Below are 18,270 nucleotides of genomic sequence, written 5' to 3'. Positions count from 1 at the left end.
ATATGGATGCTCTCGCTGGCAAAACAGTATTGATTACACGTGCCCAGCATCAAGCGAAACAAATGAGTGTAGCGGTGAAAGAAAGGAGCGGAATTCCATTGGAAATTCCGCTTTTGCGTATGGAAGGCACATCTCAGCAACAAATTCAACGTGCAGCAAGGCAACTACATTCGTATGACTGGGTTATTTTTACGAGTAAAAATGGTGTGACTTTTTTTCTGGATGGTTTGAGAAAGAAAATACCTTTAGCTATTAAAATTGCTGCAGTAGGTGTGAAAACAAAATTAGAGTTGGAAAAAAGAGGATATGAAGTTCATTTTGTTCCATCGTCATTTGTCGCTGAGGCATTTGCAGAGGAGTTTGTAAAAGAGTTAAGTGGAAACGAACGCATTTTATTTCCGAAAGGGAACTTAGCAAGAGATGTAATCCCAGTAAAGTTAAGGGAGTTTGGTGTTTTTCTAGATGAGCTAATCGTATACGGTACGAAAGCGAATGTAGGGAAAAAGCAAGAGCTTATAACTGCATTGAAATTAGGGAAAGTAAATATTATTACATTTACGAGCCCTTCAACTGTTGATAGTTTTGTTCATTTACTCGAGGGTACAAACTGGAGAGAATGGACAAAAAAATGTACAATTGCTTGTATAGGACCGATAACAGCAAAAGAGGCAAGGAGCTATTTCTCAGATGTTATCGTACCGGAAGAATACACAATAGAATCGTTAATACACTGCATTTGTGAATCTACTTTACATGCATAATCAAAATAAAAGAATGGGGATAGAAATCTATGAATTCTTTACAATTTAATCGTCATCGTCGTTTAAGACAAAGCGGGGGCATGCGTGCGCTTGTGCGTGAAACTTTTTTACATACAGAAGATTTTATTTACCCTATTTTTGTATTAGAAGGAGAAAATACTCGTAATGAAGTTCCTTCTATGCCAGGCGTATATCAAATCTCTTTAGATTTATTGCAAGCTGAAATGCAAGAAGTTGTTGATTTAGGTATTCGTTCTGTTATTGTATTTGGTTTACCTGCTGAAAAGGATGAAGTTGGGTCATCAGCATATTGTGAGCATGGAATTGTACAACTTGCAATTAAACAAATTAAAGATGAGTTCCCTGAGCTAGTAGTAGTTGCAGATACATGTTTATGCCAATTCACAAGCCATGGTCATTGCGGTGTTATTGAAGATGGCGTTATTTTAAATGATGAGTCTCTTGCAGTTCTTGCAAAAACAGCTGTAAGCCAAGCGAAAGCAGGAGCAGACATTATTGCTCCATCTAATATGATGGATGGATTTGTAACGGCAATTCGTCACGCGTTAGATGAAAATGGTTTTTCACACGTACCAGTTATGTCGTACGCTGTGAAATATTCATCAGCATTTTACGGACCATTCCGTGATGCAGCACATGGTGCACCGCAGTTCGGTGATCGTAAAACATATCAAATGGACCCAGCAAATCGTATGGAAGCATTCCGTGAAGCAGAATCAGATGTAATGGAAGGGGCCGACTTCTTAATTGTAAAACCAGCTCTTTCTTACTTAGATATTGTTCGTGATGTGAAAAATAACTTTAACTTACCAGTCGTAGCTTACAATGTAAGTGGTGAATATTCTATGATTAAAGCAGCAGCACAAAATGGCTGGATTAACGAAAAAGAAGTTGTATTAGAGAAATTAATAAGCATGAAGCGCGCAGGAGCAGACTTAATTATTACGTATCATGCGAAAGACGCAGCAAGATGGTTACAAGAAGGGGGCGCTAAATAATGAAAAAGTTTGATAAATCGATTGCAGCATTTGAAGAGGCTCAAGATTTAATGCCTGGAGGCGTAAATAGCCCTGTTCGTGCTTTTAAGTCTGTTGGTATGAATCCGTTGTTTATGGAGCGTGGAAAAGGCTCTAAAGTATATGATATCGATGGTAATGAATACATCGATTACGTATTATCGTGGGGACCTTTAATTCATGGTCATGCGAACGATCGTGTTGTTGAGGCTTTAAAAGCTGTTGCTGAAAAAGGAACAAGCTTTGGTGCACCAACAGAAATTGAAAATAAACTAGCAAAACTTGTTATTGAGCGCGTGCCATCGATTGAGATTGTACGTATGGTTAACTCTGGAACAGAGGCGACAATGAGTGCGCTACGTTTAGCACGTGGTTATACAGGGCGTAACAAAATTTTGAAATTCATTGGTTGTTATCACGGTCACGGTGATTCTTTATTAATTAAAGCAGGTTCGGGTGTAGCGACGTTAGGTTTACCAGATAGCCCTGGTGTACCAGAAGGTGTAGCGAAAAATACGATTACAGTAGCGTATAACGATTTAGAAAGTGTAAAATATGCTTTCGAACAATTCGGTGATGACATCGCTTGTGTAATTGTAGAACCAGTGGCAGGGAATATGGGTGTTGTTCCTCCGCAACCAGGATTTTTAGAAGGACTTCGTGAAGTGACAGAGCAAAACGGTTCACTGCTTATTTTTGATGAAGTAATGACAGGATTCCGCGTTGCTTACAACTGTGGACAAGGTTACTACGGCGTAACACCTGATTTAACTTGTTTAGGTAAAGTAATCGGTGGGGGTTTACCGGTAGGAGCATACGGTGGTAAAGCAGAAATTATGCGTCAGGTTGCGCCAAGCGGACCGATTTACCAAGCGGGTACATTATCAGGTAATCCACTTGCAATGGCAGCAGGTTATGAAACGTTAGTACAGTTAACACCAGAATCGTACGTGGAATTTGAGCGTAAAGCAGAAATGTTAGAGGCTGGATTACGTAAAGCGGCTGAAAAACATGGCATTCCTCATCATGTTAACCGCGCAGGCTCTATGATTGGTATTTTCTTTACAGGTGAGCCTGTAATCAATTACGATGCAGCAAAATCTTCGAATTTAGAATTCTTTGCAGCTTACTATCGTGAAATGGTAGAACAAGGTGTATTTTTACCACCTTCTCAATTTGAAGGTTTATTCTTATCGACAGCACATAGTGATGCAGATATTGAAGCGACAATTGTAGCGGCTGAAATTGCAATGTCAAAATTAAAAGCATAATTTCTTAGAGAAAATCGCTCTCCATAAGGGGAGCGATTTTTTTTATTCATAAAGTGGCCTTCAGAAACATAAATCTGTAATGACATATAGTTTGGGAGGGGGAAAAGAAGTGGCAACAGATCATTCATTACGATTTTCGTTAAAAGAATCTGTTTGGTTCCAAAAAGGACAGGAAGTCGAAGAACTTTTGTCAATTTCGTTAGATCCAGACGTTGAGATAGAGGAGCTTGATCATGAAGTCATCGTGAGAGGGCAATTAGATTTAACGGGAGAGTACGTTGCAAGGCAAGATGATTCAGCTTATTCATTAAGGGAACTATCACCAGCAAAGGCAATTGATTATGTAGAAACAAGGGAAGATGGGGTTAATGAGCTTGTCCATTCCTTTCCACTCGAAATATCAATTCCAAGAAATCGAGTGAAAGTAATTGAAGAGTTATATGTATCAATCGAGGAATTTGATTATGAGTTAAAGGAACATGGTTGCTTACAACTATTAGCGGATATATCTATTACAGGTTTATGTGATGAGGAAAGAATTGAGGAAGAAGAGGAAGAAGAGGAAGAAGAGGGATATGCTGAGTTAGAAGAGGATACTCAAGCTGAAGAAGAGGAAAGTAGACCAGCGCAGCTTGAAGAGGTATCGGCTTATAAAGAATCAGATGGATGGGAAGATTACGCATTTGAACCGTTCCAGCTAGAAGAAAGAAAAGAGCAGGAAATAGAAGAAGAGGAAGTCGAAGTCGAAGAGTTTGAGAATGTGGCGCGTGAAGGGGAGCAAGAAAAAGCGCCACAGTTTGAATTGTTCGGAAGAAAAGATTTTAAGAAAGAGAAAGCGAAAAAGCAGGAAGCGCAAGAGGAAGAAGCTTACTCGCAGCGAGATGAAAACGCACTTTATTTAACGAAAATATTTACGAAAGAACCAGAAGAAGAATTTACGAAGTTAAGAATGTATTTCGTACAAGAAGGAGATACAATTGAATCAGTTGCAGAACGTTATGAAACGTCTGTACAAAACCTATACCGTGTAAATCAAACAGAAGATATATATTTAACTACAGGGCAAATTATATATATTCCTGTTTCAAAAGCAAAGGTGAAATAAGTGAGTGAGTTTTTTTCACTCACCTCTTTTCTTTTCCTAGAAGCTATGTTTTGAATAAGAAAGGGTTATTCGTATGGATATTGAATTACGAAATCGCTATGAACCCATTGTGAAGCAATATAGATTGGACACTCAGCATATGGAAGAGCACGGAAGTGTAATGAAAATTTATACGAATCAAGGTCCGTATGCGTTAAAGAGAATACAAGATAGGAAATTAGAGCGGAATAACTTTTTGCATCACATTCAATACTTGAAGGAGAAAGGTTTTTCGAATTATGTACCTATATATCATGCGACGGACGGGAACTATATTTTAAGTGATGGGACGTATAGTTATTATTTAATGCCTTGGTTAGAACGTGTAGAAGGCAACGGCGAGGATAATGATCAATATCATAAAATGTTCCAGACACTTGGAATGTTGCATCAAAAAACGGTGAAAGAGGAGACTTATACAGAAGAAGATTTAGAAAAGCATTATACGAATATATCGGAACGCTGGGAAAATGATGGTGAGATGTTAGAAGAGTTTCTTGTAGAATCTGAAGCGAAGTGGTATATGTCTCCATTTGAATTACAATATTGTACGTATTATCACCATGTTATGAGAGCACGTGAGTTCGCAACGAAACAATTAAATGAATGGCATGATGCAATGAAAGAAAAGGAAAAAACACGTATTACCTTCGTTCACGGAAATGTATCGCTTAACCATTTTTTATTTGATTATGAACGAAACGGTTATTTTATTAGTTTAGAAAAATCACAGTTTGCCACACCCGTACAAGATATCGTTAGCTTTTATTCAAGATCTTTGAACACATATCCAATTGCACGGAGTGACCGCTTTGAATGGTATCAAATGTATCAAAAAAATTTCCCGTTTACGAAAGAGGAGCAACTTCTTATGTTTGCGTATATGACGTACCCATCGCATTTTATTCGGCAAATTGAGTCTTATACGAAAAGAAGACAGAGTCGTAATGAAGAAAATGAGCTCCGCGGAGTGAAAAGCCTGCAACAATCGCATTGGCTCGTTAGCAATACAGAATATTTCCTTTCACAATTACAAGCTGCCCAGCAAGGGAACGGATAAAGAAGATAAGTAGGGCGTGCTCTGCTTGTCTTTTTTTGTGAGATAAAAGTCGTAGTCTCAAATTTATCTTGACGAATAAGGTTTCGTTTTTTACACTATTGTATATAATAATTAACAATCATATAAATGCATTGAAGGGGAAGAGTATAACATGAAACGTCTTCAGAGAGGGGAATCATTAGCTGGGAGATTCTCTAGATAGTTATGTTAGAAGGTAGCCCTGGAGCATCTTTTCTGAACGGAATGATTCTCATTAGGAAAAGACGGATTTGTCCGTTATCAAATTAAGAGTATAAGCAAATTCTGAATTTGTTTGTAAATAAAGGTGGTACCGCGATGTCCCTCGTCCTTTTTTGGATGAGGGACATTTTTTATTTTAAGGAGGGAAAATAATGTCAAACACGGAAAAGAATTTACCAACTAAATATGATCATATGTCCGTTGAAGAAGGCCTTTATCAATGGTGGCTTGAAGGCAAATATTTCGAAGCAACAGGAGATGAAAAGAAACAACCTTATACAATCGTAATCCCACCGCCAAACGTAACTGGTAAGTTGCACTTAGGTCATGCTTGGGATACGACGCTTCAAGATATTTTAACTCGTACAAAGCGTATGCAAGGTTACGATGTATTATGGCTTCCAGGAATGGACCATGCTGGTATCGCAACACAAGCGAAAGTAGAAGGAAAACTTCGTGAAGAAGGTATTTCACGTTACGATCTTGGCCGTGAGAAGTTCCTTGAAAAAGCTTGGGAATGGAAAGAAGAGTACGCTTCTCACATTCGTCAACAATGGGGGAAAGTTGGTTTAGGACTAGACTATTCTCGCGAACGTTTCACATTAGATGAAGGTTTATCTGATGCGGTTAATAAAGTATTCGTTCAATTATACGAAAAAGGCTTAATTTACCGCGGTGAATATATTATCAATTGGGACCCAGCAACACGCACGGCTCTTTCTGATATTGAAGTAATTCATAAAGAAGTTCAAGGTGCGTTCTACCATATGAACTATCCGTTAACAGATGGTTCTGGTCACATTCGTCTTGCAACAACTCGTCCAGAAACGATGCTTGGTGATACAGCAGTAGCAGTACACCCAGAAGATGATCGTTACAAACATTTAATCGGAAAAACAGTTACACTTCCAATCGTAGGCCGTGAGATTCCGATTATTGCTGATGAATACGTAGAAAAAGACTTCGGAACAGGCGTTGTAAAAATTACACCAGCTCATGACCCGAATGACTTTGAAGTAGGTAACCGTCATGACTTACCACGTATTTTAGTAATGAACGAAGATGGAACGATGAACGAAAAAGCTGGTAAGTACAACGGTATGGATCGTTTCGAATGCCGTAAAGCGTTAGTGAAAGACTTACAAGAAGCTGGCGTATTAGTAGAAATCGAGCCTCATATGCACTCAGTAGGTCATAGTGAGCGTAGCGGTGCAGTTGTTGAGCCTTACTTATCAACACAATGGTTCGTAAAAATGGCTCCACTTGCAGAAAAAGCGGTAGAACTTCAACAAAAAGAAGAAGAAAAAGTAACGTTCGTACCAGAGCGTTTTGAAAACACATACTTACGCTGGATGGAAAACATTCATGACTGGTGTATTTCTCGTCAATTATGGTGGGGACACCGCATTCCAGCTTGGTATCATAAAGAAACTGGTGAAGTATACGTAGGTACAGAAGCGCCAGCAGATATTGAAAACTGGAATCAAGATAATGACGTACTTGATACATGGTTCAGTTCAGCTTTATGGCCATTCTCAACACTTGGTTGGCCAAACGAAGATGCAGCAGACTTTAAACGTTACTATTCAACAGATGCACTAGTAACTGGTTATGACATTATCTTCTTCTGGGTATCTCGTATGATTTTCCAAGGTTTAGAGTTTACGGGAGAGCGTCCATTTAAAGATGTATTAATTCACGGTTTAGTTCGTGATGAGCAAGGACGTAAAATGAGTAAATCTCTTGGTAACGGCATCGACCCGATGGATGTTATCGAGAAGTACGGTGCAGATGCAATGCGTTACTTCTTATCAACAGGAAGTGCACCAGGCCAAGATTTACGTTTCAGCATGGAGAAAGTAGAATCTACTTGGAACTTCATTAATAAAATTTGGAACGCATCACGTTTCGTATTAATGAACATGGATGATATGAAGTATGAAGAAATTGATTTAACTGGTGAAAAATCAGTTGCAGATAAGTGGATTTTAACTCGCTTAAACGAAACAATCGAAAGTGTAACACGTAACATGGATAAATATGAGTTCGGTGAAGCTGGTCGTTCATTATACAACTTCATCTGGGATGATTTCTGTGACTGGTACATTGAGATGGCGAAACTTCCACTATATGGTGAAGATGAAGCAGCTAAGAAAACAACTCGTTCTATTTTAGCTTACGTATTAGACCAAACAATGCGTCTATTACACCCATTCATGCCATTTGTAACAGAGAAAATTTGGCAACACTTACCACATGAAGGTGAGTCTATTACAGTAGCTGCATGGCCAACAGTTCGCGAAGATTTACAAGATAAAGAGGCGGCAGCAGAAATGCACCTTCTAGTTGATATCATTCGCTCTGTTCGTAACATCCGTGCAGAAGTAAATACGCCAATGAGTAAAAAAGTTCAAATGCAAATTAAAGCAAAAGACGAGGCGGTACTAGCTCAACTTACGAAAAACAGCTCTTACATTGAGCGTTTCTGTAATCCAAGTGAATTAACAATTAAAACTGATTTACAAGCGCCAGAAAAAGCGATGACTGCAATCGTATCAGGTGCAGAGTTATTCTTACCGTTAGCTGATCTTATCAATCTTGATGAAGAGAAAGCTCGTCTTGAAAAAGAACTTGAGAAATTCGATAAAGAAGTAGAACGTGTACAGAAGAAACTTTCAAACCAAGGATTCGTAGCGAAAGCTCCTGCAGCAGTTATTGATGGAGAGCGTGCGAAAGAGCAAGATTATCTAGAAAAACGTGAAGCGGTTCGTCAACGTCTAGCTGACCTAGAGAAATAAAAATGTTTTTCAGAGACTCACTATATTGGTGAGTCTCTTTTCTTTGCGTATAATAGAATTATGAAGGTTGTCTTTTGAAAGGGGAATAACATACGTGATACATACATACGAAGAAGCGATAGGATGGATTCATAGCCGATTGAAGTTTGGTATTAAACCAGGATTAGAAAGAATGAGATGGATGTTAGAAGAGCTCGGAAATCCAGAGCGTCACATAAAATGTGTTCATCTTGCTGGCACAAATGGAAAAGGTTCAACTTTAACATATATGCGCTACATGTTAGAAGGTGCAAAATATAAGGTAGGAACGTTTACATCTCCTTATATAGAAACATTTAATGAACGTATAAGTGTAAACGGAACACCAATTGCAGATGAAGAGATTGCAGAACTTGTAAATATGGTAAAGCCAGTCGTTGAAAAATTAGATGAGACGGACTTAGGGGAAGCGACAGAGTTTGAAATTATTACAGTAATGGCAATTTGTTATTTCGGTAAAGTTAATTTCTGTGATGTTGTTTTATTTGAAACGGGACTTGGGGGAAGATTTGATTCTACAAATGTTATTCATCCTGTTCTCACGATTATTACGAATATCGGTCACGATCATATGCATATTTTAGGAAATACACTAGGAGAAATTGCATATGAAAAAGCAGGGATTATTAAGTCTGGTGTGCCGGTTATTACTGGTGTGCAAGATGAAGAAGCATTGCAAGTAATGCAAAGAGTTGCGAAGGAAAATCATGCAAACGTATATGAACTTGGCAAACAGTTTACATCACTACATAAACATTCTAATGAAGATGGGGAACATTTTGATTTTTCTTGTCCATTTGCCTCGTTTGAAGATGTTCGGATTTCAATGAAAGGGAGTCATCAAGTAGGAAATGCTTCACTAGCGCTTATGGCGATTATGTATTTGAAAACATATTTATCATTTTTAATTAATGAAGAGGAAATGAAGGTTGGATTACAAGAAGCGTACTGGATTGGTCGATTTGAAAAGTTACAAAGTAATCCAGATATTATAATAGACGGTGCTCATAATCCAGAAGGTATTGAAAGTCTTGTGAAAACGGTAGAGGCACATTACAAAGATAAAAATGTAATAATTTTATTTACTGCTCTTGGAGACAAACAGTTGCATAACATGGTAGGACAATTAGAAGAAATTGCTGATGAAATAATATTTACGACATTTGCTTTTGATCGTGCCATTTCTGCTGACAAACTTGCATCGTATTCACAAAAAGAATCAAAATTAATTTTTGAAGATTGGAAAGAGGCAATTGATACGAAGATTGAAATGATAGGAGAAAATGATGTCTTCATCATAACAGGTTCTCTATATTTCATTTCTGAAGTTCGAAAATATATTCGCAAGAAAAACTAGATAGTATTTGCTATCTAGTTTTTTGTTCTACAAATGAAGTCAAATGCATACATATAAGATAATTATATAGGGTAATTTGGCGAATTCCTCTGACAAATATCTCGTTTTTTTGTGAAATGAATATGATATGATGCGGACAACGATAAGAGGTGAGGTGTGAGTGTATGGACAAGCAATCACGAACAATCTCGGTGAAAGTAAATGGAACAGAAGCGAAGTATGAGGAAAAGAAGAAAGATGAGTTTGAATGGATGGTAGTAGAAAGTGAAAGACCGCAAAATGTCGTGCCGTTTCAAAAAGCGAAGTCAGCGCATATGGGAAAATACCGAAAGAAATGGAGTAATACACTAATCGTAATAGTTGCAACTGCAATTATTATTGGTACGGCATTTGGAATGGGGATGCTTCATTTGCTAACGGGACAAGGGGCAACAGGAGAAAGTACGGCAACAACTTCGAAGCAGATGGGGAATGAGGAAAAAAAGGTGGGCGGAACGACAGAACCAAAAGAGGAAAAACCAAAAGCGCAAGGGGCTTCATTAGAACCAATGAAATTATTTTTTGTTCAGGGAGGGCTTTATTCTTCTGAAGAAAAGGGACAGGCCGCTCTTGAAGAGTGGAAAAGTAATGGAGGTATTGCTGCTTTGAAACCAAGTGGTGATAAGTATGCGCTAGTTGTTGGAGTTGCGAGTGATGAACAGGTAGTTAATCAATTAATAGATCAGTATAAGCAAGATGGCGTTTCAGTTTTGAAAAAGAATTGGGATATTACAGATAAAGCATTACTCAAAAATGATAAAGAAGTAGGTGGGTTTTTAGCGAAAGTGCAGCCATTCTATACTCATTTAACAAAATATGTGTCCACCGTACAAACTAGTGGAAAGAGTGATTCAAAAGATGTAGAGGCGATTGAAAAAGAATGGCAAGCCATTGAAAAGGAAGGGAAGAGTATGAAGCGTGAAGATGCGAAGAAGCTTTATACGTATACATCTGTGGCTATGCAAACGATTAAGGAAAGAAAGAGCGATAAGGAATCTGTAGCTAAATTAAATCAAGTTATTATGGATGGATTACTTTCGTACGAAAAAATGGTTTCACAAAAAGGAAAATAATAAGATAATGAGATGAAGGAGAAAGAAGTATGTATACTTCTTTCTTTTCTTTTGAATTTAGAGCAAAGTGCTTTCTTTATGGCAGAATATAATCGCATTTAAAAAGAATCATTATTTTATTTAGAGAAAATGATATTTCTATAATTTGTGGGGAAACTATTCCTTTGATACGATTGATTTGAATTGTTCTGCTGCATATGAGAAAGGAAGGAGAAAATATGAGAAAAATTATTTTAGCTTCAGGATCACCCCGGAGGAAGGAATTACTTGAATTAGCTGATGTGCCATTTGAAATTGTTGTTAGTGAAGTAGAAGAGACGATTGGTGCATATTCATCACCTTCTGATATTGTTATGTCGCTTGCTTTGCAAAAAGCATCTGCTGTGGCGGAAAATCATAGTGATCACGTTGTAATAGGTGCAGATACAATTGTTACATATGATTCGCATATTCTTGGAAAGCCGTCTAATGAGGCTGAGGCGAAAGAAATGTTACGATTATTATCGGGGAAAACACATGAAGTATACACAGGTGTTGCCATTATATCAAAAGAGAAAACGGCAACTTTTTATGAGCGTACAGAAGTAACATTTTGGGAATTAACAGAAGAGGAAATTGACGTATACGTTGCATCGAAGGAACCACTTGATAAAGCAGGAAGTTATGGGATTCAAGGTAAAGGGTCTATTTTTGTTCAGCATATTCAAGGGGACTACTACAGTGTAGTTGGATTGCCAATTGCGCGTCTTGTCCGTGAATTAAAGCAGTTTGATAGCGATGTAACCCATGCGTAAAATTGCATGGGGTTTTCTTTGGGAGAAATCGTAAAAAAGGGGTGGAGAGATGAACGGTATTCGTGATGTTGTGAGAGAAGAACAGCCACGGGAGCGTTTATTGTTAGAAGGAGCTGGAAGTTTATCGAATCGAGAACTACTTGCAGTTTTACTCAGAACGGGTTCTAAAGAAGAGACGGTTTTAATGTTATCAGACAAAATTTTACATCATTTTGATGGCTTACGAATGTTGAAAGATGCAACGTTAGAAGAGATGATGAGCATTCATGGTGTTGGGATCGTAAAGGCGTCTCAGCTTGTGGCTGCTTTCGAATTAGGTAGAAGAATGGTACGTTTAGAATATCAAAATAGATATAGTATTCGAAGTCCAGAAGATTGTGCGAGCTATATGATGGAAGAAATGCGTTTTTTGCAGCAGGAGCATTTTGTTTGTTTATATTTGAATACGAAAAATCAAGTTATACATAGGCAAACGATTTTTATTGGAAGTTTAAATACGTCGATTGTGCACCCGAGGGAAGTTTTTAAAGAAGCGTTCCGTCGTGCAGCAGCCTCTATTATATGTCTTCATAACCATCCCTCAGGAGATCCGGCGCCGAGCCGTGAAGATATTGAAGTTACAAAACGATTAGTAGAATGTGGTCGAATTATCGGAATTGAAGTGCTTGATCATATCATAATAGGTGACCATAAATTCGTGAGTTTAAAGGAAAAAGGTCATATTTAAGACTATTCTTTTTACTTATTTTGTTTTATAATGTGATTTATGAGTTTTTTGTAGAAAATTATCTACAAAAAGGATACAAATATAAAAAACGTACTGTTTTTATAAATATAAAGTAAGAAAAATGAGTCCGTGAAAATAAGAAGGGAAGATAGATGATATGTTTGGATTTGGTGGATTTACTCGCGATCTTGGAATAGATTTAGGAACAGCGAACACGCTTGTATATGTGAAAGGAAAAGGTGTAGTTTTACGTGAACCTTCAGTAGTAGCATTACAAACTGATACGAAACAAATCGTTGCGGTAGGTAGCGATGCAAAACAAATGATTGGTCGTACACCAGGAAACGTAGTGGCACTTCGTCCTATGAAAGACGGTGTAATTGCTGATTACGAAACAACAGCAACAATGATGAAATATTATATTCAACAAGCTCAAAAATCAAATGGATTTTTCTCACGTAAACCATACGTAATGGTATGTGTACCATCTGGTATTACAGCTGTAGAAAGACGTGCAGTAATCGATGCGACTCGTCAAGCGGGCGCTCGTGATGCATACCCAATTGAAGAGCCATTTGCAGCAGCAATTGGTGCGAACTTACCTGTTTGGGAGCCGACTGGTAGTATGGTTGTTGATATCGGTGGTGGTACAACAGAAGTTGCAATTATTTCTTTAGGTGGTATTGTAACAAGTCAATCAGTTCGTGTTGCTGGTGATGATATGGATGATTCAATCATTCAGTACATTAAGAAAAGCTATAACTTAATGATCGGTGAAAGAACTGCAGAAGCATTAAAATTAGAAATCGGTTCTGCAGGCGAGCCAGAAGGTATTGAGCCGATGGAAATTCGCGGTCGTGATTTAGTAAGTGGTTTACCAAAAACAGTACTAATTCAACCAGAAGAAATTGCAGATGCATTAAAAGATACAGTAGATGCGATTGTAGAGTCAGTTAAAAATACGTTAGAGAAAACTCCACCTGAATTAGCGGCAGATATTATGGACCGTGGTATTGTATTAACAGGTGGTGGAGCATTGCTTCGTAACTTAGATAAAGTTATTAGTGAAGAAACAAATATGCCAGTTCTTGTTGCAGAGGACCCATTAGATTGCGTAGCAATTGGAACGGGTAAAGCATTAGACAATATCGATCTTTTCAAAACTGCTGCTCGATAATATTGCAAAATAAAAATCACTGAAATTAAGAGGGTGTGAACGTGCCACAGTTTTTCTTAAACAAAAGATTAATTGTTTTGTTAGTTAGTATTATTCTTCTCGTGGCATTGATTGGAATCTCATTGAAAGAACGGAACAGTTTAACATGGCCAGAGCAGTTTATTAAAGATACTGTCGGTGTTGTAGAACGTGTATTCCAAAAGCCAGCGAATTATGTTGCCGGATTCTTCGAAAACGTAGAAGATGTAAAGCGCACGTATGAAGAGAATAAAGAATTAAAAGCAAAATTAGATAATTATGCAGATCTATCAGGAAAAGTAAAGCAATTAGAAGATGATAAAAAGAAATTACAAGAGTTAACTGGTAAAAAAGAGTTGAATAGCGATTATACTGAAATTCCAGCTACTGTTGTTTCTCGTAATCCAGATAAATGGTACGATTTAATTGGAATTGATAAAGGGGCACAGCAAGGAATTAAAAAAGATATGGCTGTAATTACTTCACAAGGTTTAGTTGGACGAGTGAAAAGTGTATCGCAGTTTACATCGTCAGTAGAGTTGTTAAGTTCTATGAGCCGAACAAACCGTGTTTCTGCTATTGTACAAGGACAAGAAAAAATCTTTGGATTGATTGAAGGTTATGATAAAGAAAAACAATTACTTCTTTTCACAAAGATTGGCTCTGATGCACCAGTAGCAAAAGATCAACTAGTTGTAACATCTGGACTTGGTGATATTTTCCCGAAAGGTCTTGTAATTGGGAAGATCGTTGATGTTCAGCCAGATCCATACGGTTTAACAAAAACAGCTTATGTGAAACCTGCTGCTGATTTAAATGACGTAGAGCATATTACGGTTGCCAAACGCGCTACGCCTACAGCGCCGTTAGAATAGGAGGGGAAGAAGAGATGATGAAGATTTTAAAAAGAGCAGCTCTTCCTCTTTTGCTCCTTTTTGTTTTTTTATTTGAAAATATGTTCTCTACTGTTGTTCCAACGGAAGTTTTTTGGAAAGGCAGTATAGCAGCACCGCATTTCTTTATAATTGTGCTCTGTTTTATTACAGTGTACTATAGTCCGATTCAAGGGATTTACTACGGACTATTGTTTGGTTTTTTATTTGATACCGTATACACAGAGCTTGTCGGTATATATATATTTGCTTATCCAATTTTAGCTTACTTAGTTTATAGTGCGATGAAGGTATTACAATTGAATTTATTTATTGTTGTTTCTATCGTATTAGCTGGTATTGCAGCATTAGAGTACTATGTGTATGGATTTTTAACTTTGTTAGGACGTACTCATATGTCGGCGCATGTCTTTTTCACCGATCGTCTCCTTGCTACTTTATTGCTAAATGGAATTTTCTTATTAATAGTTTGTTTCCCACTGAGACGATATTTAGTGCGTCTTTCAAAAGCGATGGAAGAAAAAGAAAAAAGGATTTTCTAATTTTATGTCGAATTGAATCGGTGGGGTGAACTTTAGTGGAAGAAAAAAAGCAACAAAATGTAACGATAAAAGGGACGAAAGATGGAATAACGCTTCATTTAGATGATTGCTGTTCATTCTCAGAATTACTGAAAGAATTGGACGAGAAGCTTTCTACACATTACTATGACGGTGACGGACGCTCTTTAATTGAAGTGCATGTTAAAGTAGGAAATCGTTATTTAACAGAAGTTCAACAAGAAGAGATTCGTACGTTAATTCGCAATAAGAAGAACCTTGTTGTGGATTCTATTGAAAGTGATGTTATAACAAAGGCGGAAGCAATAGCTTGGATAGAAGAAACAGAAATTGTCCCTATTTCTAAAATTGTTCGCTCTGGACAAGTGTTACATGTAAAAGGAAATTTATTATTAATTGGGGATGTTAATCCAGGCGGAACGGTTATCGCTGGGGGGAATATTTTTGTTGTGGGATCATTAAGAGGGATTGCACATGCTGGGTATAATGGAGATTCAGAAGCTGTCATTGCTGCATCTATTATGAACCCTATGCAACTCCGAATTAGTGATGTGGCAATGCGGGCTCCGGAAGAGAAAGAAGACGGAGCTGAGGCGGCGGAATGTGCGTATATTAATGAGAACAATCACATTGTTGTCGATCGCCTGCAACTTCTCACTCATCTTAGACCTAATTTAACAAAGTTAGAAAGGGGAATTGTATAGCTGTGGGAGAGGCAATAGTAATTACATCTGGAAAAGGCGGAGTAGGTAAAACTACAACGTCTGCGAACATTGGTACAGCCTTAGCGTTATCTGGAAAGAAAGTATGCTTAATTGACACAGATATCGGTTTACGTAATTTAGACGTAGTAATGGGGCTGGAAAATCGTATTGTATTTGATCTTGTTGATGTCGTTGAAGGGCGTTGTCGTTTACCTCAGGCTCTTATTAAAGATAAGCGTTTTGATGATCTATATTTATTACCTGCAGCACAAACGAGTGATAAATCGGCGGTAACACCTGAACAAATGGATGAATTAATACAAGTATTACGTCAAGATTATGATTACATATTAATTGATTGTCCTGCCGGGATTGAGCAGGGATTTAAAAATGCAGTAGCGGGTGCGGATAAAGCAATCGTTGTAACAACACCAGAAGTATCCTCAATGCGTGATGCGGATCGTATTATCGGGCTTTTAGAGAAAGAGGATATTGAACCACCGAAACTTGTTATTAACCGTGTGCGTAGTCATATGCTTCATGAACAAGATATGTTAGATGTAGATGAAATCGTACGTACACTGTCAATCGAGCTTCTTGGAGTTGTTGAGGATGATGATGAAGTTATTCGTGCTACGAATACAGGTGAACCTGTAGCACTGCAACCTAGTGGGAAAGCAGCGCTAGCTTATCGTAATATTGCAAGACGTTTATTAGGTGAGAATGTACCATTACAAGCATTTGAACAAGAAAAAGTATCGGTATTTACAAAGATGAAAAACTTCTTTGGAATCCGTTAAAAGCACTTCGCATATATGCGGAGTGCTTTCTTTTTTCTTCGCATGAATATCTTTCTTCCGTAGCTCATACATATGTACAAACTGTATATAACTGTTTCTATTTGAATAAGGCTAACTAAAGAAAGGAGACAGTATGAAGAATAGACGTGTAGAAGAAATTAAAAAGCGGATTGCGAAAAGAAAAGCAGAGCAAGAAAGGATGGAGGAAGAGCAGTATTTTGCTGGAAGTGATTTTGACAGCGAAACGGTATTTATTGAAGAAGGGGAAAAGGAAATTCATCCCCTATTTCGAAAAGAAGTCTTTTTCTTCAAAGTTTTGCTATCAGCAATATTAGTTCTTTCAATCGCTATTTTATTTAAAAATGCTCCTCCTTCCTTTGATGGTACTAGAGCTGTTACAGAAAAAGTTATGCAAGAAGAGTTTCAATTTGCTACTATATCGAAATGGTATGAAAAGCAGTTTGGAAAACCTCTTGTGTTCTATTCTCCAAATGAGAAAAAAGAAGGGGCTATTCAGCAAAAAGATTATGCAATTCCTGCTTCTGGAAAGGTGATGCAAGGATTTCAAAAAAACGGCCAAGGTGTATTTGTTCAAACAGCTACAAATGCAACGGTGGAGTCAGTAAATGAAGGTGTAGTTATTTTTGCAGGTAAGAAAGAGGATCTTGGAAATACAGTTCAAATTCAACATGCCGACGGTACAGAATCGTGGTATGGAAATTTAAGTGATATGTCAGTGAAGTTATATGATTACGTTTCAAAAAAACAGAAAATCGGAACGGTGAATAGTGACGAAAATAATAAAAACGGTAAATTTTACTTTGCGATAAAAAAGAATGAAAAATTTATTGATCCCATTCAGGTGATTTCATTTGATTAAATATAGAGATGTTTTAACGAAAATTACAGTACATCCATTGTTTTGGGTTATTATCGTTATTGGCATTTTCACGGCACGTTTTAAAGAGTTAATATTATTATTTTGTATCGTTCTAGTTCATGAACTTGGGCATGCTTTTGCAGCGGCATATTATAATTGGCGTATTAAACAAATTCAGCTTTTGCCATTTGGTGGCGTAGCTGAGCTTGAAGAACATGGGAACAAATCATTAAAAGAAGAATTAATTGTCGTTATAGCTGGGCCAATTCAGCATGTATGGATGATTGCGGTTGCTTATATTTTGTATCAAGCGGGCTGGGTAACTAATGATTTGTATCATTTCTTTGTGTGGAATAATGTCGTCATTTTAGGTTTTAATTTATTGCCTATTTGGCCACTTGATGGTGGGAAAGTATTATTTAATGTATTATCATATCGTTTTCCTTATTTACAAGCACATGAAAAGATGATGAAATTGTCATGTGTTTTTTTTAGTGTAATATTAGGATGGCAGTTACTTTGGAATAGTAATAACATTATGATGTGGGTATTACTCGTTTTTCTAGCGATTTCTTTATATCAAGAATGGAAACAAAGAAGGTACGCATTTATGCGCTTTTTATTAGAACGTTATTATGGAAATAAAAGAGATATTGAAAAAATTGCACCCATTGAGGTGAAAACAGAAGATCGTTTATATACGATTTTCACAAAATTTCGCAGAGGATATAAACACTCTATTATCGTCCATGGAAAATATAAAGAGCACTACACATTGGATGAAAATGAGTTGTTGTATGCGTATTTTGCTGAAAAAAGAACAACCTCATCTGTTGAAGAATTAATTGGTTAGTGTTGACGACAACACTAACCTTTTATATTGTAAGGAAAAGAAGTG

Annotated in this window: 17 protein-coding genes and 1 other annotated feature; all 17 genes read left to right on the top strand. The window is 37.3% G+C overall.

The window, feature by feature from the left end; all coding sequences use genetic code 11:
- Nucleotides 1-2 precede the first annotated feature (2 nt).
- Nucleotides 3-761: a uroporphyrinogen-III synthase gene (hemD, locus tag MR109_RS04920; protein ID WP_242271210.1), complete on the top strand. Its 759-nt coding sequence runs from the start codon at nt 3-5 to the stop codon at nt 759-761.
- 29 nt (nt 762-790) lie between these two features.
- Entirely contained in the window at nt 791-1,780 is a 990-nt protein-coding gene (gene hemB, locus MR109_RS04915) for a porphobilinogen synthase (RefSeq protein ID WP_002173629.1), read from the top strand.
- Nucleotides 1,780-3,069 carry a glutamate-1-semialdehyde 2,1-aminomutase gene (gene hemL, locus MR109_RS04910; RefSeq protein ID WP_242271209.1) on the top strand — a complete coding sequence of 430 codons (1,290 nt, stop codon included), beginning with the start codon at nt 1,780-1,782 and terminating at the stop codon, nt 3,067-3,069. Before hemB ends, hemL begins: the two co-directional genes overlap by 1 nt.
- A gap of 79 nt (nt 3,070-3,148) precedes the next feature.
- The gene (gene spoVID / locus MR109_RS04905; RefSeq protein WP_242271208.1) at nt 3,149-4,174 is read left to right on the top strand and encodes a stage VI sporulation protein D; all 1,026 of its coding nucleotides are present in this window, start codon (nt 3,149-3,151) and stop codon (nt 4,172-4,174) included.
- A gap of 73 nt (nt 4,175-4,247) precedes the next feature.
- Nucleotides 4,248-5,273, top strand: coding sequence for a spore coat protein YsxE (gene ysxE / locus MR109_RS04900; RefSeq protein WP_071718529.1), 1,026 nt, complete (start codon nt 4,248-4,250; stop codon nt 5,271-5,273).
- Between the two features lie 122 nt (nt 5,274-5,395).
- Nucleotides 5,396-5,627: a binding site (T-box leader), on the top strand.
- Between the two features lie 38 nt (nt 5,628-5,665).
- Nucleotides 5,666-8,311, top strand: coding sequence for a valine--tRNA ligase (locus tag MR109_RS04895; RefSeq protein ID WP_071718530.1), 2,646 nt, complete (start codon nt 5,666-5,668; stop codon nt 8,309-8,311).
- A gap of 94 nt (nt 8,312-8,405) precedes the next feature.
- Nucleotides 8,406-9,707, top strand: a complete 1,302-nt coding sequence (locus tag MR109_RS04890; RefSeq protein ID WP_242271207.1) for a bifunctional folylpolyglutamate synthase/dihydrofolate synthase — start codon at nt 8,406-8,408, stop codon at nt 9,705-9,707.
- Nucleotides 9,708-9,871: 164 nt separating this feature from the next.
- Nucleotides 9,872-10,819: a stage II sporulation protein B gene (locus MR109_RS04885; protein WP_242271206.1), complete on the top strand. Its 948-nt coding sequence runs from the start codon at nt 9,872-9,874 to the stop codon at nt 10,817-10,819.
- A gap of 218 nt (nt 10,820-11,037) precedes the next feature.
- On the top strand, nt 11,038-11,613 hold the full coding sequence (locus tag MR109_RS04880; protein WP_071718532.1) for a Maf family protein: 576 nt from the start codon (nt 11,038-11,040) through the stop codon (nt 11,611-11,613).
- Nucleotides 11,614-11,662: 49 nt separating this feature from the next.
- Nucleotides 11,663-12,340 carry a DNA repair protein RadC gene (gene radC, locus MR109_RS04875; protein ID WP_002173621.1) on the top strand — a complete coding sequence of 226 codons (678 nt, stop codon included), beginning with the start codon at nt 11,663-11,665 and terminating at the stop codon, nt 12,338-12,340.
- A 157-nt stretch (nt 12,341-12,497) separates the two neighbouring features.
- Nucleotides 12,498-13,517 (top strand): cell shape-determining protein MreB, encoded by a 1,020-nt coding sequence (mreB, locus tag MR109_RS04870; RefSeq protein ID WP_000466737.1) that lies wholly within the window; start codon nt 12,498-12,500, stop codon nt 13,515-13,517.
- Between the two features lie 41 nt (nt 13,518-13,558).
- Nucleotides 13,559-14,410: a rod shape-determining protein MreC gene (gene mreC / locus MR109_RS04865; RefSeq protein WP_002173620.1), complete on the top strand. Its 852-nt coding sequence runs from the start codon at nt 13,559-13,561 to the stop codon at nt 14,408-14,410.
- Nucleotides 14,411-14,424: 14 nt separating this feature from the next.
- Nucleotides 14,425-14,970 (top strand): rod shape-determining protein MreD, encoded by a 546-nt coding sequence (mreD, locus tag MR109_RS04860; RefSeq protein WP_002173619.1) that lies wholly within the window; start codon nt 14,425-14,427, stop codon nt 14,968-14,970.
- 35 nt (nt 14,971-15,005) lie between these two features.
- Nucleotides 15,006-15,692 (top strand): septum site-determining protein MinC, encoded by a 687-nt coding sequence (gene minC, locus MR109_RS04855; RefSeq protein WP_002173618.1) that lies wholly within the window; start codon nt 15,006-15,008, stop codon nt 15,690-15,692.
- A 2-nt stretch (nt 15,693-15,694) separates the two neighbouring features.
- Nucleotides 15,695-16,492 carry a septum site-determining protein MinD gene (gene minD / locus MR109_RS04850; RefSeq protein WP_000503310.1) on the top strand — a complete coding sequence of 266 codons (798 nt, stop codon included), beginning with the start codon at nt 15,695-15,697 and terminating at the stop codon, nt 16,490-16,492.
- A 133-nt stretch (nt 16,493-16,625) separates the two neighbouring features.
- Nucleotides 16,626-17,372 carry a M23 family metallopeptidase gene (locus MR109_RS04845; protein WP_242271205.1) on the top strand — a complete coding sequence of 249 codons (747 nt, stop codon included), beginning with the start codon at nt 16,626-16,628 and terminating at the stop codon, nt 17,370-17,372.
- Complete coding sequence (locus tag MR109_RS04840) at nt 17,365-18,225, top strand: M50 family metallopeptidase (protein WP_002173616.1); 861 nt, start codon at nt 17,365-17,367, stop codon at nt 18,223-18,225. Before MR109_RS04845 ends, MR109_RS04840 begins: the two co-directional genes overlap by 8 nt.
- Nucleotides 18,226-18,270: the final 45 nt, after the last annotated feature.

Source organism: Bacillus cereus group sp. BfR-BA-01310 (genome assembly GCF_022664325.1).
GTDB lineage: Bacteria > Bacillota > Bacilli > Bacillales > Bacillaceae_G > Bacillus_A > Bacillus_A paramycoides.
Note: the sequence above shows the minus strand (reverse complement) of the source record. Positions and strands in the feature narration are given on the sequence as shown.